The organism is Xanthobacter oligotrophicus, from assembly GCF_008364685.1.
GTDB classification, from domain to species: Bacteria; Pseudomonadota; Alphaproteobacteria; order Rhizobiales; family Xanthobacteraceae; genus Xanthobacter; species Xanthobacter oligotrophicus.
Map to the genome: position 1 here is coordinate 118,536 of NZ_VTTL01000002.1, position 15,386 is coordinate 133,921.

Consider the following 15,386-nt stretch of genomic DNA (forward strand, 5'->3'; position numbering starts at 1 on the left):
ACACGCGCGGATTGAAGGCATCATGGTTTCTTCCGCTCCGCCCCAGACGCGCCCGACCCGCCTCCTGCCGGCCTCTGCCCCCGGCGCGGTCACCGAGGCGGCGCGGCTTCTGGCCGGCGGCGGCCTCGTGGCCTTTCCCACCGAGACGGTCTACGGCCTCGGCGCCGACGCGGCGAACCCTCAGGCCGTGGCCGCCCTCTATGCCGCCAAGGGGCGCCCGGCCTTCAACCCGCTGATCGCCCACACGCGGGATGCCGCCGGCGCCCGCCGACTCGGTACCTTCAACCGGGCGGCGAACATCCTCGCGGACCGCTTCTGGCCGGGACCGCTGACGCTGGTGGTGCCCTATGCCGGGGGTGACGGCGTCTGCGAGCTGGCGCGGGCCGGCCTCGACACGGTGGCCCTGCGGGTGCCCGCCCATGGCGATGCCGCCGCGCTCATCGCGGCCTTCGGCGGCGCGGTGGTGGCGCCTAGCGCCAACCGCTCGGGCCATGTCTCCCCCACCACCGCCGCCCACGTGATGGACGACCTCTCCGGCCGTATCGATGCGGTTCTGGATGGTGGTCCGACGCCGGTGGGTGTCGAATCCACCATTCTCGACGCGACTGGCGAAGTGCCGGTGCTGCTGCGTCCCGGCGGCCTCGCGCGGGAAGAGATCGAGGCCGCCCTCGGCCACGCCATCGCGCGACCCGATGCCACCGATGACGCCCGCCCGCTGGCGCCCGGCCGCCTCGCGTCCCACTACGCGCCCCGCGCCGCGCTGCGCCTCGACGCCACCCATGTCGCCCCGGGCGAAGCCCTGCTCACCTTCGCCGGCGCGGCGCCAGACGGCACGCAGGGCGCCGGGAGCGTGCTCGACCTCAGCCCCTCCGGCGATCTCACCGAGGCTGCCGCCCGGCTCTATGGCGCATTGCGGGCGCTCGATGCCTCCGGCGCGAGCGGCATCGCCGTGGTGCCGCTGCCCCGCACCGGCCTCGGCGAAGCCATTTACGACCGCCTCGCGCGCGCCGCCGCGCCGCGCCCCTCCAAAGCCCCTTCCGGAAGCGAGATCCCCGCATGACCGAGACGCTCGCCACCACCGCCGCCGAAGGCTACGCCTTCAGCCATGCGCAGGACACCGACACGCCGGCCCTCGCCACCCTGTGGGAGCGCGCCGGCCTGACGCGCCCGTGGAACGACCCCTTCGCCGACATCGCGCTGGCCCGGCGCGGACCCCATTCCACCATCCTGGTGGCGCGGCGAGACGGCGCGCTCGCTGGCTCGGTGATGGTGGGCCATGACGGCCATCGCGGCTGGGTCTACTACCTCGCGGTGGAGCCGGACCTGCAGGGCAAGGGCCTTGGCCGCGCCCTGCTCACCGCCGCCGAGGACTGGCTGCGCGCCCGCGCCGTGCCCAAGCTCATGCTGCTGGTGCGCCCGGACAACGAGGCCGTGCGCGGCTTCTACGCCGCCGTGGGCTATCTAGAGGAGCCCCGCGTCGTCTTCTCCCGCCGCCTCGACGGGAAATAGCCGCACGCCGGCGCCTCAGGCTGCCGCGCAGGGACCCGCTCCACAGGCCCGGGCTGCGTCCGGACAGCGCTGGCGTCGTCGCCGGGGTTCTCTGAGGTACAGAAGAATTCAAGACGCAGCTCGACCGCCAAGACACCCCCGACGGCGCCCCACCCCGGACGGCACCCCGGACACCCTTCCCTCCCCGCCGGCTGCGTCCTATGGAAAGGAACCTCTCCCCGGAGCCTTGCCATGGTTTCTTACGTCTTCGCGCCGCCCGCCGTTCCCACCCTTCCCATCGTGGGCAGCGACGACCACTTCCCGGTCCACCGCATCTATTGCGTGGGCCGCAACTTCGCCGACCATGCGGTGGAGATGGGCCATGACCCCAACAAGGAGCCGCCCTTCTTCTTCCAGAAGAACCCCGACACCCTGGTGCCCCACGGCGCGACCATCGCCTATCCCAAGCAGTCGCAGGACGTGCACCACGAGATCGAACTGGTGGTGGCGCTGAAGGCGGGCGGCGAGGACATTCCGCTGGAGCGGGCGCTGGACTGCGTGTTCGGCTATGCGGTGGGCCTCGACCTCACCCGCCGCGACCTGCAGGGCGAGGCCAAGAAGCTCGGCCGGCCGTGGGAAGTGGGCAAGGCATTCGAGGAAGCCGCGCCCTGCTCGGCTTTGGTGCCGACGGCCACCATCGGCCATCCCGACGCGGGGCGCATCTTCCTGAAGATCAACGGCGCGGTGAAGCAGGACGGCAATCTCAACCAGATGATCTGGAAGGTGCCGGAGATGATCGCCACCCTCTCCACCCTGTTCAAGCTCGCCCCCGGCGACCTCATCTTCGCCGGCACGCCGGCGGGCGTCGGCCCCATCTCGAAGGGCGACGTGCTGGAAGGCGGCGTGGAAGGCGTGGGCGAAATCCGTCTTACGGTGGTGTGAACAGGGTCCGGGCCGCGGTCCGCGCGGCCTTGCCTGCGCTCAGATAAAGGCAAGGGCTGACAAGCCCTTGCCCGCAGCCATTCGCGCCCGCTGACCTGGCTCGTCGAAAGCCGGACGGGAGCCAGTCGTGGTTCGCCCTGATGGAAGGACTGACCCGATAACGGGAAGAGCACTGGCGGATTCGGGATTGGCTGGGGGACTAGGATTCGAACCTAGATTAACGGAGTCAGAGTCCGCGGTTCTACCGTTGAACTATCCCCCAACGCTGTCCTCTATGCGCCACCGAAGCGGCCAAGGACGCGTGCCCCGAAAGGCAGGTGGGGTCTATACGCAATTCTCCGCCCCGGTTCAATAGGGTTTCGCGTCATCCACAGCCTGCGAACCGTTCTGGTATACGGTATCCGCATTGGTGCCATGCACAATACAGACTGTTGCGCCGCACACTCCCGGCTTATGTTCCCTCCATCGAATTTGGAGCCACTCTCCAAAACGGAGGCGAAAATGGCCACGATCACTGCTACTTCCACCCGCGAATTCGGCCTGTTCGGGCGCATGGGCGCCGCGGCTTCCAAGGTGGCTTCCGCCATTGCCGAAGCCCGCCGCATGGCCGCTCGTTATGAACAGCTCCGCCGCATGCCCAACAGCGAGCTGGCCAAGCTCGGCTGCAGCCGCGACGAGATCGCCCAGCTGGTCGTGCGCGGTCTCTGAGTTTTCCGCTTCTGGTTTCCGGGCGCGTTTGCCCGGAGCGTGACATCTTCCGCGTTTCCTCCCAGCCTGTCCCGCCCACCGCAAGGTGGCGCGGGACTTTCTTTTTTAGGGGTGATCCGTCCTATTCGACCCGCACCGTCACGCTGTCGGAAAGCCCGGCCGCGTCGATCACGGTGAGGCGGGCAAAGCCCCGCCCCTGCGGCGTCCAGAACAGGGTGCGCCGGTCCTCCACCTGCGCCACCGGTCGGCCATCCATCAGCAAAGTGAGCGGGAAGGTGCCGCCATCCACCTTCAGCGCCAGCGTCTCCGCCTCGGTGCCGGAAACCCGCGCACCGTCCGGCGGATAGACCACCTGCAAGGGCTGCTCCTGCCGGGTGCGGCCGAAATGGCGCTGCGGCACGGGAAGCCGAGCGTTCGCCGCCATCACCGCGCCGCGCGGCGCCGGGCCGAGCCCCGCCGGTGTGCGGACGATGCGGGCGAAGGCGTCGAACAAAAGCGGTGCCGCCGCCGCGCGGCCGGTGAGGTCGGGCACCGCCTGCCCATCTGGCCGGCCCACCCAGACACCCACGGTGCGCCGCCCGTCGAACCCCATGGCCCAGCTGTCGCGATAGCCGTAGGACGTGCCGGTCTTGAAGGCGATGCGTCCACCCAGCGCATTCTCCGGCGCCGGCGTGCCCAGAAGGCATTGGCCCACGTACCAGGCGGCCACCTGATCCACGAGCAGGGACCGGCGTGGCGCCGTCACTGCACGCCCTTCGCGGCGGAAAACAAGCGGATGCGCCTCCCCGCCCCGCGCCAGCGCGCCGTAGAGCATGGTGAGGTCCACGAGGCGGATGCCCACGCCGCCGAGCCCCATGGGCAAGGCCGGCGCCGCGCCCGGCGGCAGCTCCAGCCGCGCCCCGGCCTGCTGAAGGCGGGTGGCCAGGCGCTGCGGCCCCACCGCATCCAGCAGGCGCACCGCCGGCACGTTCAGGGACAGTTGCAGCGCCTTGCGCACCGAGAGGGTGCCCTGGAAGCTGCGGTCGAAATTCTCCGGCCGCCAGCCGCCGAAGCGGGCGGGACGGTCCTCGATCATCGTCTCGGGATGGGCGATGCCATCCTCGAAGGCGAGGGCGTAGATGAAGGGCTTGAGCGTGGAGCCCGGCGAGCGCACCGCGCGGGCGAGATCCACCGCGCCGGCGCGGTCCTTGTCGAGGAAATCCGCCGAGGCCACATAGGCCCGCACCTCGGCGCTGTCATTGTCCATCACCACCATGGCCGACGACAGCCCGCGGCCCAAAGCCCGCGTGCGCTCGCGCACCAGCTCTTCCAGCTTCTCCTGCAGCGGCGCGTCGAGGGTGGAGAGGTGGCGGGAGAGGTCCGGCCGCTCGGCAACCATCTGCTCGGCGAGGTGGGGCGCCAGCTGCGGCAGGGGGCGTCGCGCCGTGGGCATGGGCTCGGCCTTGGCCACGCGCACCTCGTCGGCGGCAAGGACGCCGTGGGACAGAAGCCGGTCCAGCACCCGGTCGCGCGCCGCCCGTGCGCGGGCCGCAAAGCGATCCGGCCGGCGGGTTTCCGGCGCCTGCGGCAGGGCCACCAGCAGAGCCGCCTCGCCAAGGGTGAGCCGGCGCGGCTCCTTGCCGAAATAGGTCAGCGACGCCGCCCGCACCCCTTCGATGTTGCCGCCATAGGGGGCGAGCGTCAGGTAGAGGCCGAGGATCTCGGGCTTCGACAGATGCGCCTCCAGCTCCAGCGCCCGGCGCATCTGGGCAAGCTTGGCGGCAAGGGTGCGCGGGCGCGGCGGCAGGGTGAGGCGCGCCACCTGCATGGTGAGCGTCGAGCCGCCGGAGACCACCCGCCGCGATCCTGCCGCCTGCCCCGCCGCCCGCAGCAGGGCGAGGGCATCGACGCCGCCATGTTGCTCGAACCGGCGATCCTCATAGGCGAGGATCATGGTGATGAGGCGCGGGTCCACGTCCTCCACCGTGGCGGCGAGCCGCCAGCGGCCATCGGGCAGCGCGAAGGGGCGCAGCAGCCGGCCCTCGCGGTCCACCACCTCGGCGGAGACCTTCACCTGCGGCGCAGGCGGGGCGTTGGCGCGCAGATGATGCAGCCCCACAAAGCCGCCACCCGCCAGCAGCCCCGCCCCCAGCACGAGGCCAGCCGACACCCACCGCAGCCAACGGCGGGCGGGAGCGGCGGGCAACGGCCCAGATGGTGCGGTCGCGCTCATCGGACGGGGGCCACCTCCAGCGTGCCGGCGGCGGTGCGGGCGAAGCGGTCGGGGCGGTACATGTCCTCCACCATGGCCGGGGGATGAGCATAGCGCCCCGGCGAGACCGCCCGCACCGTGTAGGCGACGACGAAGGCGCCATCGCCCTCCTGCCGGGTCACCGAGGCGACGAAGCGGTCGTCTCGGAACTCCACGTGGCCCGCCTCGCTGGTCTCATCCAGCCAGGTGAAGCCGCCGTCGCCGCCCTGGACGAGGCTCGGATTTTCGATCTCGAAGCCGGCGGGCAGATAGTCCACCAGCAGCACGTCGGCCAGCGCGCTCTGGGTCTCGCTGAACGAAAGCACCACGGCGAAACGCTGGTTCTGCACCGCCTTGGAGGGGTCGGCGGCCTTGCCGTCGAGGGTGAAGTAGCGCCGCTCCAGGGTGAAGCCCTTCGCCACCGGCGGCTCCGGCGCCACCGGGGCGCCATTGATGCCGATCACCACCTTCACGGCCTCGGCGCCGGCATTGCGCAGGGTCACCGGCCCGCGCTCCAGGTCGGCGCGCGTGAGCTTGCGGCCGAACGGGCCGCGCACCAGGGCGCCATCCACCTCAAGCCCCATATTCGCGGCGCTGGCGGCGAGCGAGCGGGCTGCGAGCAGCAGCCAGGCATTTTCCTGGGTGGAGGTGCGCTCAGTGCGCACCCGCGCCGCGTCCACCCGGGCGAGCGCCACATCGGCCAGCTTCTCCAGCCCCGCCTCGCGGGCGAGCACGGTGAGAGCCGCCGCATCGCGCAACACCGAGCCGAAATCGGGCCGGCCCGCCACCGGCGCACCGGGGTTGGCGGGCAGGCCCTCGATGGCCACGTTGAAGGCCCGTTCCGCCCGGGTCCGATCGCCGAGCAGGGCCAGCGCCGCCCCCACCTGCCCCTTGGCGAGGGGGGTGCCGAGATCCTTCAGGCGGGTGTCGGCGAGATAGCGCAGGTCGCCCAGCGGCGCGCGGCCGTTGCGGGCCAGCACATAGAGCGCATAGGCGAGGTTCTCGGTCTCCGCGCGCATGTCGGCGCCGGCGAGGTTGACCACGTTGCGCAGCCGGTCGAGGGCCAATGAGAAGGCCACATCCGGCACGGCGAAACCCTTCTCCTTGGCGCGGCTGAGGAAATCCACCACATAGGCGTCGAGCCAGGTGTCGGTGCCGCCGGCCGACCACAGGCCGAAGGAGCCGTCCGAGCCCTGCCGGGCCATGATCCGCACGATGGCGTCACGGATGCGCTGGTCCGCCTCCGGGTCGGTGGCGCGGCCCGCCAGCACGCTCAGCTCGTTGTAGGACAAGAGCGGCAGCGCCCGGCTGGTGATCTGCTCGGTGCAGCCATAGGGGTAGCGGTCGAGGGCCGCCAGCAGCGCCGGCACGTCGATGGTGCTGGAGGGCATGGCGCTCACCGCCACGCCGCCCGTTCCCGGCAGCAGGTCGGCGAGGAGGTCGCGCGACAGGGTGATGCTCTCCCCCGGCGCAAGGTTGCGCACGGTGCGCCGCTCGATGTCCGGATAGGCCGGGCGCACATTCATCTCGAAGCTGCGGGTGATGTCGAGCCCCTGCCCCGTCAGCCGCGCGGTGACGGTGGCAGGCCCCACCGCCTTGCCTTCCAGCGCGAGGCGCAGGGACTGGCGCTGCTTCGCCGCCAGCGTCACCGGGCCGGCCGGCTGGGCGACGGTGGCGGCACCGGTGGCAGACACATCGAGGCGGTAGTCGCCGTCGGGCGCCTCCACATTGGTGAGGTCGAGGTTCAGGCTGGAGCGGTCGCCGGAGGCGAGGAAGCGCGGCAGGGTGGCGAGCATCACCACCTTGTCGCGCACCACCACGTCGGCAGAGGCATGTCCGAGCTTGCCCGCGCTCCAGGCGATGGCCATCACCCGCGCCGTGCCGTCGAAGGCAGGGATGGGGAAGGCAACGGTGGCGATGCCGTCCGCCCCCACCTCCACGAGGCCCGAGAACAGCGCCAGCAGCGGTCCGTTCGGCGGGCTCGCGAGCATGGCCGTCTCGCCGCCGTCGCCGCCGGAGCGCAGCCGGCCGGCGGCGCCCTGCATGCCGTCGATGAGCGCGCCGTAGAAATCGCGGATGTCGGAGGCCAGCCGGCGCTGGCCGAACACCACCGCATCGGGGGCCGGCGGCTTGTAGCCGGTGAGGTTGAGGATGCCCACATCCACCGCAGCTACCGTCACATACGCTTTCTCGCCCGCCGCGAGGCCGCCGACGCGCACCGGCACGGAGAGGGTGGTGTTGGGGCGGATCTGCGCGGGCGGGGACAGATCCACCTTCAGGGTGCGCGCGTCCTTGTTCACGGAGAACCAGGAGAGGCCGATGGCGCGGCCGGGCATCCGGCTCGCCCCCACATCGAGCGGCCGATGCATGAAGGCCACCACATAGGCCCCCGGCCCCCAGCCCGCCCCCACCTTGAAGCTCACCTTGTTGGCGCCGGGGGAAACGGTGAGGAATTTCTGCTCCAGAAGGCCCTCGTTCAGCACCAGCACGCTGGCGGTCCCGGCGGTGCGGGCGGTGAGGGTGGCATCCAGCGTGTCACCGGAGGCATAGGCGGCGCGGTCCAGCGTCAGCTCCAGCCGGTCGGGCGTGTCGGCGCTGCCTTCGCCGGCGAAGCCCGCCTCGAAGCCAAGGCTGGTGAGCGGCAAGCCATCGCCGATGATGTCGAGGCGGTAGCGGCCATATTCGGTGGGCATGGCGAGGCGCGCGGGACCGTCCGCCTTGGTGTCGAGCCGGCCTTCCGCCACGCGGGTCACGGTCTTCACCGGCTCATAATCCCACGAGCCGCTGACGCGATACCACTGATAGCGCGTCTCGATGCGCGACAGTTTCCAGGACAGGCCGGGCGCCGCCAGAAGCTTGTCGTCGGTGCCTGCGACCACCACGTCGAAATTGGCCACCTCCCCTTCCCGCACCCGGTCGGTGAACAGCGGCTTCACGCCGATCTGGCTGCCCGCCGGCGCCACCGGCAGCACGATGGTGCGCTGGACCGCTCGTCCGCCCGCCTCCACGAGGCGCACGAAGGCTTCCATCTCCAGCGGTCGCGCCGTGCGCGGCAGTTCGGAGGCGATGAGGCGCAGGCTGGCGCGGCCGCGCGCGTCGGTGGTCGGCGTATCCGCCAGCGGCTGGCGCTCGGCCAGCACCTGGTCATCCCCATTGCCGAAGCGATAGCCGGCAAAGCCGGGGCGCTCGGCGGCGGCGCGCAGTTCGCTCTCCGCCTCCACGTCGAGGCCGGCGGCGGGGGCGCCGAACAGGAAGCGCCCGTCCACCAGCACCTCGGCCGGCCGGTTGCGCGGCAGGCGCGTCTCACGGGCGGAGAGGTCGAATTCCACCCGGTCGGGCACATAGTCTTCCACCAGGAAGGTCACCTCGCCCACGGGCGGCGCCTTGGGATCGGTGAGCGCCTTGGCCCGCCAGGTGCCGGTCATGGCCCCCTTGAGCAAGGCGAAGTCCGCCGTGCGCCCGCCCGCGCCCTGGTCCGCCACCACGAGGCGGCGGTCGGCGACCCCGTCGGGCCGGAACAACTGGAGGGTCAGGGGCACGCCGGGCGCCGCATTGCCCTGCGCGTCCCGCAGCAGCACGGTGAGATGGACGCTCTCGCCGGAGCGGTAGACGCCGCGCTCGGTGGCGAGGAAGGCGTCCAGCCCCCCCGGCGCGTCGCGGCCGGACACGCCCCGGTCGGTGAGGTCGAAGGCGGTCTCCTTCAGCGACAGGAAGGCATAGTCGCCGCCCTCCGTGCGCGCCGCCACCACCTCCGGACCGAGGCCCGCGGGGCCGCGGGAGAGGCCGGCATCGAAGCGCACGTAGCCGTTGGCATCGCTCTTCGTCGTGCCCAGCACCTCGTTGGAGCGGGCGATGAGGCGCACCTCTGCCCCCGCCACCGGCTCGGCGCGGCCCAGCGAGCGCAGCAGCACATGCACGCCGTCCTGCCCCGACAAGGCGGTGAGGCCGAGGTCGGAGACGATGAACCACTGGGTCGCCTTGGTGGAGTAATCGTCGTCGCCGGCGGTCTTCTGCGGCTCGGCAGTCATCACATAGACGCCGGGCTCGAGCCGCCCCACGGCCTCGGTGACCGGCACGGCGGTGGTGACATCGGCATTCAGCGGATTGTCCACCTCCAGCACACCGGAATAGACGGCGATGGCGGTGCCGTCGGCCAGCCGCTCGCGGGCATAGGCCTCGATGCCCTGCCGGAATTCGCCCTGGATGGCGGTGGGCACGAGGCCCCGGTCGCCGATGCGCAGGATGTCGACCTTTACCGCGCTGGTGTTCACCGAAACCAGCGGAATGCCCTTCTGTCCGGTGCGCGGCAGCACATAATTGCGGCCGGTGAAGCGCACGGTGGGCGAACGGTCGCGCACGTAGATAGTGAGCTCGGTGGACTTGCGCAGCCGCTCGCCGGTGACGGCGGGAATCCCGGGACGCACCGCCAGCGTGTAGCGCTCGCCGTGTTTCAGGCCCTCGACGCAGATCTGCCGCGCCTCGCCGGTAATGGCCGGCTTGTCCAGCCCCCCCACCTGCACGAAGGCGGCGAAATCGGTGCTGGGCACCAGATCCTCGGAGAATTGCACGCAGGCGCGCGGGGCGGCGGCGTCCGATTCCACGGAATAGTCCACCAGCCGGAACCCGTGCTCCTCCTTGAGCTTCTCCAGGAAGGTGCGGTCGGCGGCATTGTCGCGCAGGTCGAGGGCGGTCTTCATGGTGTCGATGGCGGCGTTCCACAGACGCCGATCGGCATAGATGCGGCCGATGAAGGAAAGCGCCTCCCCCTCCTCCGCACGGGTCTGCGACCGTCGATAGGCGATGAAGGCGGCGCCCATGGCATTGTCGACGAAGGCGGAGGCGTCCTCGTTGTCGTTCGCCTTGATGGCCGCGAGCGAGCGGGCAAGGCGCAGCCACACGCCCGCATCCTGCGCCTGGGCGACGGCGAGGCTGGCGTAAAGCTCGGCGGCGGCGCGGGCATCGTTGCGCTGGAAGGCCTGGGCGGCGTCGCGGCGCACCTTGTCGAGGGGCTGACTGGGCGCGGTCGCCTCCCGCCGCAGCACGCGCTCATAGCGGCGGGCGGCGGTCACGAGGTCGGAGCGCTGGAAGGTCTTGAGGCTGGCGGGGCGGGGCGGCACGGGCGGCTGTGGCTGGGCCGAAGGCGCGCCACCCGGCACGGCTGCCGGCGGGCGCGGCACCTGTCCAAAGGCCAGCGTGGCCGGGCTGGAAACCGCGACGGCAAGGCAGGCGATGCGGCTGAGCGTCAGGAGACGACGGGGCAGGGAATCACGGCGCAAAGAAACTTGGCGCAGGAAAAGACGGCGAAGGTCCATGGACCGCTCCCTCGGTGCGCAGCACCGTTATGGGAGGCGAGGCGTGCGCCGCGGCCCTCAGGCGGGGCATCGATCAGGCGTTGCGCCCGGTCGGTCGCCCGGATCACGGTCCCCTCGGATTGCAGCGCAACCCGATTCGAAAACCGTTCTCTGTCCTGAAGTCGGAGACGGATCCACCGTGCAGGCCAATTCAACCTGAACGGATCCGGCTCCAAAGCCCGCTGATCGTTCGACCGGCCCCCTTACGAGAAATGACCGACCGGTGCCCGCTTCCCCAAGAGAAGCTGGCCCGACCCCGCGCCGTCATCTATGCGCAACCGGGGCGGCTCGCCAAGGGGGATGTTTGGAACCGCCGGGAAATTTCGCGGGCGGACCACCTTCGGCCTTCAGGCGTCTTTCGCCGGCATCAGCACATGCGGGCGCAGCAGGTGGATGCGGCGCCGGCCGATCCGCGCGATCAGGCGCCGTTCCGCCCGCGCGCCGGTGGGGTGGCCGCCGAGCCGCTCGTAATAGCTGCGGGAGATGAGAAGCCCCTGCCCGGGCGCCGGCAGGCCGAACAGCGCCAGCCGCGCCACCGCGAGCGCTTCGCCGATGCGCGGACCGATGCCGTAGCCGTCCACGGCGAGGCGGAAGGTGGCGGCGATACGCTCGGCCTGTCCGCGCCGCTCGCAGGTCTCGATGAAGATCATCACCTCCCGCGCCCAGCCTTCCTCCAGAATCGAGCAATCCGACAGGAACAGCAGCCAGCGCCCGCGCGACTGGGCCGCGCCCTGGCGCAGGCGCACGCCCACGTCGGTCACGGAGGAAAGGAACGCGCAGCCGGCGGCATCGGCAATGGTGGCGGTGCCGTCGGTGGAGCCGGAATCCACCAGCGTGACGTCACGCAGCACGCCCGCCGTCACGCCCTGGACGAGGGCCGACAGGACCGGCACGAGCTGGCGCTCGGAATTGTGCGTTGCAATGACGACGGACAGCACGGGAAACGTTCTCATTGAGCGTTCCCGCCAGCTATACCGCCGCTTCCGCGCGCCGTCGATGCCGCATCGCACCAAAGCGGATGCTTGTTGCGGTCTCAAGCGATGCGGATTGACGCGGGCCAGCCTGAAGGCGTGCGCAAATACCTTACGCCCGCGAGCAAAGGCTCGGGGCAGCACTCACAGGGCGGCCAGAGCATTTTCCGCTCGCCTTGGCTCACGTCAACCGCTCTGGTTTCCTGTATTGACGCGTTTTCTTCACGCGAACCGGTATCCACTTCGTTCGAAAACACTCTCAGCCACCGCTATTTCGGGCAGGGCACGATCTTGTAGACCGCATCGGCAAACTGCTTCACGCCCACATTGATGCGCAGGGGCGAAGTCCAGGTCTGGTAGGTGACGATGCCACGGGTCATGGCGATCACCTTGTAATTCTCGATGCCCTTGGTCTTGTAGCACTTGCCGGGCTGAATATCCTCTTCCCTCAAAGGCATGGCGAAAACCTCAACGCAAATGGCCGAAACAATAAGGCCAGTATGATCGCCTTGAGGATCGCGATCAAGACGGCCTGCCGCAGTGCAGCAGGCCGCCCGGAAGGCTCAGGCCATGATGGAGAGGCCGCCGTCCACATAGACCGTCATGCCGGTCAGTCGCCGCGCGAAGGGGGTGGCGAGGAAGGCCGTGGTGAGGCCCACGTCGTCGATGTCCACCAGTTCGCCGATGGGCGCGCGCTGGGTCGCCTCGGACAGCAATACGTCGAAATCCTTCAGGCCCGAGGCGGCGCGGGTCTTCAGCGGGCCGGGCGAGACGGCATGGACACGGATATCCTTTTGGCCGAGCTCGTAGGCGAGATAGCGCACGGTGCTCTCCAGCGCCGCCTTCACCGGTCCCATGAGATTGTAGTTGGGCACCACCTTGTCGGCGCCGTGATAGCTCATGGCCATGAGCGTGCCACCACCGGTCATCAGCGGCTCGGCGAGCTTCGCCATGCGGATGAAGGAGTGGCAGGAAATATCCATAGCCACCTTGAACCCCTCCGCCGAGGAATCCACCAGCCGGCCCTGAAGGTCCTCCTTGGGGGCGAAGGCGATGGAATGCAGCGCGATGTCGAGGCCGCCCCACTCCTTGCCGATGCGCGCGAACACGGCCTCAAGCTCCCCCTCCCGGCTCACGTCGCAGGGGGCGAAGATGCTGGCGCCCAGCTCCTGCGCCAGCGGCTCCACATGGGGCCGCGCCTTCTCGTTGAGGTAGGTGATTGCGAGGTCCGCGCCGAGCCGGCGGAACACCCGGGCGCAGCCATAGGCGATAGAGTGCTCGTTGGCGATGCCGAGCACCAGGGCCTTGCGGCCCTTCAGCGCCGCGCCCAGCAGGTCCCAATCCCGCTGCGACATGGAACCCGTCGTCGTGTCCTGCGCGCTCATAGGGCCTGCCCTGCATAGGAAGGAAAAGGAATGACCTGACCCTCGGCGTCCTGCCCCTCGGCACCCTGCCCCGTCGGGCTTTCGGCCAGCACACGCTTCACGTCGTCAACCACGTCGCTCACGTGCGGCCCGAAGGCGATGTTCGCGAGCAGCCGGTCGAGCAAAGTCAACAGGTGGGCGCGCGCCTCGGGCGTGGGAAGCAGCGACGGAAGCGTGGCGAGGGCCTCATCGGGCGCATGCTCGACGATGATGGACTGCCGCCGGATCACCGCCTGCGCGTCGTCGGACGGAAGCGCGAGGAGGCCCACCTCCTGCCCCACCAGCTCGCGGATCTGCTTCAGGGTGGAGAGGCGCTGCTGGCCGCCGCCGCGCTTCTGGGCGAGCAGCGCCACGCGCACCGCCGCATCGGTGAAGCCGCCCTCGCGCAGGGCGGCAAGCGCCGACGCCACTTCCACCGGCGACTGCTCCACGATGGCGGTCGTCGCCGGCGTGGTGAGGTCGGGGTCCACCATGGCGAGGGTGCCGTAGAGGCGGAAGAATTCGGTCTCCACCGTAGCGTCGCGCATCTGCCGGTAGAGGTCGAAGCCGGCGGTGATGGCGGTAGCCATGAAATGCTCGGCGGCCACGTGGGGGCCGTCCTCGTTGCGCGGCGTGCGCTGGCCGCGGGCAAATTCGGCGAAGGGCGCCAGGGCGGCGAGGAACGGGTTGAGGTCGGAGAGGCCCCAGCGCACCGCCCGCAGCGGGTGCACGGCCCGCAGCGCCCGCCCCATCTCCGGCGTCACCACCGCGGAGAGGGCAGGATGCACGAAGGTCTCATAGGTCCGCGCATTGACCTCGGAAACGTTCGCCACCGCCTCGAATGGGATTTCGTCCTTGCGGCTGTATTTTTGCAGCACGGCGAGGTCTTCCACCCGGCGTTCGGTGAGCGTCACGTCGTATTTCACCTCGGGGCCGGAATGATCCTCCTCAATGGTCATGCCATAGAGGCCGGGCGCTAGCGCCTCCACATAGTCGATAAGGTCGACGATCTGCGCATGCTCGCGCTTGGCCACCGCCCCGGAGACGAAGATGCCCAGATGACCGACGCTCTGGTGCATCAGGCCCACCACCACCTGCCCCGCATCCTTCAGCGCCTGGGTGGTGGGATAAAGGTCCGCCACCCAGTTGATGGCCTGCTGCGGCGGGGTGATGTTGTCGCCGAGCGAGGCGAAGACGATGATGGGCGAGCGCACCGCCTTCAGGTCGAAGGTCTTGCCCGGCGCCCATTCCGCCTTGCCGGCGGCCAGCTTGTTGCCGACGAACAGGTTCTCGACAATCCACTTGATCTCTTCCCGGTTCATCAGGAAGTAGCCGCCCCACCAGCGCTCGAACTCCAGGAAGCGCGCCGGCTCGGTGTCGATGCGGGAATAGAGGTTGTAATACTTGCCGAAATAGGTGTTAGCCGGGTTCAGATACTCGAAATTGTCCACCAGGTAGGCGCCATCGAACACCCCGCCGCCGAGGTCCGCGGCCAGCGAGGCCGTCCACGCGCCGCCGAGCACGCCGCCGGCGTAGCGCATGGGGTTCTCGGCGTCGTTGCCGGCCCAGTAGGACATGGGCGCGCCGTTGACCACGATGGGACCCACGTTGTCCGGATCCAGCGCCGCCACCAGCATGGCGGCCCAGCCACCCTGGCAATTGCCCATCACCACCGGCTTGCCGCGGGTGGGATGGCGCTCGCGCACGATGCGCACGAACTCGGCCTCCGCCAGCGAGACATCGGCCAGCGTCTGCCCCGGTACCGGCTCGGGGAAGAAGATGACCATGTACACGGCGTGCCCGGCCTTCAGCGCGAAGCCCACTTCCGAATCCGCCTTGAAGCCGCCGATACCCGGCCCGTGGCCGGCGCGCGGATCGATGATCAGGAACGGCCGCTTGTCGGGATCAAGCGTCACCCCCTCGGGGGGCTGGATGCGCACCAGGGCGTAGTTGGCGGGACGCGCGAAGGTGCGCGCATCGGCGATCGTCTCATAGTCGAAGGCGAGCAGCGGCGGCTTGCCGGCCTTCTCGTGGGCGATCCAGTTGTTGCCGCGCTGGCGCATGGTGTCCCAGAAGATGAGGGAGCGCTGGGCCGCGTCGAACGTGTAGGAGACCGTGTCGCGCCAGGCGCCGGTCGGATCCTGCGGGCGGCCAGCGGCGGCAAAGGCGCTCGCCGCGCCGCGCATGGCCGTGCCATAGGCCGAGACCGCCTCGCCGAGGCGCAGGCGGTAGATCTCCGCCACCCGGCCGTACACCTTCATCATGTCCAACGGGTTCATGTGCGTCTCCTTCT

The 15,386-nt window shown here is 70.1% G+C and carries 10 protein-coding genes and 1 tRNA gene; 4 read left to right on the top strand and 7 right to left on the bottom strand.

Translation table 11 applies throughout. From position 1 onward, the window contains the following. Positions 1 to 22: 22 nt before the first annotated feature. From FZ033_RS03415 to FZ033_RS03425, 3 genes are all read left to right on the top strand, one after another. Positions 23 to 1,060, top strand: coding sequence for an L-threonylcarbamoyladenylate synthase (locus FZ033_RS03415; protein WP_149574764.1), 1,038 nt, complete (start codon positions 23 to 25; stop codon positions 1,058 to 1,060). Then, positions 1,057 to 1,509, top strand: coding sequence for a GNAT family acetyltransferase (locus FZ033_RS03420; RefSeq protein ID WP_149574765.1), 453 nt, complete (start codon positions 1,057 to 1,059; stop codon positions 1,507 to 1,509). Before FZ033_RS03415 ends, FZ033_RS03420 begins: the two co-directional genes overlap by 4 nt. 231 nt (positions 1,510 to 1,740) lie before the next feature. Further along, positions 1,741 to 2,430, top strand: a complete 690-nt coding sequence (locus FZ033_RS03425) for a fumarylacetoacetate hydrolase family protein (RefSeq protein WP_149574766.1) — start codon at positions 1,741 to 1,743, stop codon at positions 2,428 to 2,430. A gap of 188 nt (positions 2,431 to 2,618) precedes the next feature. On the opposite strand, the gene FZ033_RS03430 is transcribed toward FZ033_RS03425, so the two are convergent. Next, positions 2,619 to 2,692 (bottom strand) — tRNA-Gln (locus FZ033_RS03430). Between the two features lie 239 nt (positions 2,693 to 2,931). On the opposite strand from FZ033_RS03430, the gene FZ033_RS03435 reads away from it, so the two are divergent. Then, positions 2,932 to 3,138 carry a hypothetical protein gene (locus FZ033_RS03435; RefSeq protein ID WP_149574767.1) on the top strand — a complete coding sequence of 69 codons (207 nt, stop codon included), beginning with the start codon at positions 2,932 to 2,934 and terminating at the stop codon, positions 3,136 to 3,138. Positions 3,139 to 3,259: 121 nt separating this feature from the next. On the opposite strand, the gene pbpC is transcribed toward FZ033_RS03435, so the two are convergent. From pbpC to FZ033_RS03465, 6 genes are all read right to left on the bottom strand, one after another. Further along, a complete protein-coding gene (gene pbpC, locus FZ033_RS03440; RefSeq protein ID WP_188079284.1) occupies positions 3,260 to 5,350 on the bottom strand; it encodes a penicillin-binding protein 1C in 2,091 nt (696 codons plus the stop codon). Then, positions 5,347 to 10,680 carry an alpha-2-macroglobulin gene (locus tag FZ033_RS03445; protein ID WP_149574768.1) on the bottom strand — a complete coding sequence of 1,778 codons (5,334 nt, stop codon included), beginning with the start codon at positions 10,678 to 10,680 and terminating at the stop codon, positions 5,347 to 5,349. Before FZ033_RS03445 ends, pbpC begins: the two co-directional genes overlap by 4 nt. Positions 10,681 to 11,066: 386 nt before the next feature. After that, on the bottom strand, positions 11,067 to 11,672 hold the full coding sequence (locus FZ033_RS03450) for a glycosyltransferase (RefSeq protein ID WP_188079285.1): 606 nt from the start codon (positions 11,670 to 11,672) through the stop codon (positions 11,067 to 11,069). Between the two features lie 287 nt (positions 11,673 to 11,959). Continuing rightward, on the bottom strand, positions 11,960 to 12,148 hold the full coding sequence (locus tag FZ033_RS03455) for a hypothetical protein (RefSeq protein ID WP_012115232.1): 189 nt from the start codon (positions 12,146 to 12,148) through the stop codon (positions 11,960 to 11,962). 105 nt (positions 12,149 to 12,253) lie between these two features. Then, positions 12,254 to 13,045: an enoyl-ACP reductase FabI gene (fabI, locus tag FZ033_RS03460; protein ID WP_149574769.1), complete on the bottom strand. Its 792-nt coding sequence runs from the start codon at positions 13,043 to 13,045 to the stop codon at positions 12,254 to 12,256. A 26-nt stretch (positions 13,046 to 13,071) separates the two neighbouring features. Then, positions 13,072 to 15,372, bottom strand: a complete 2,301-nt coding sequence (locus FZ033_RS03465) for a DUF3141 domain-containing protein (RefSeq protein WP_232847308.1) — start codon at positions 15,370 to 15,372, stop codon at positions 13,072 to 13,074. Positions 15,373 to 15,386: the final 14 nt, after the last annotated feature.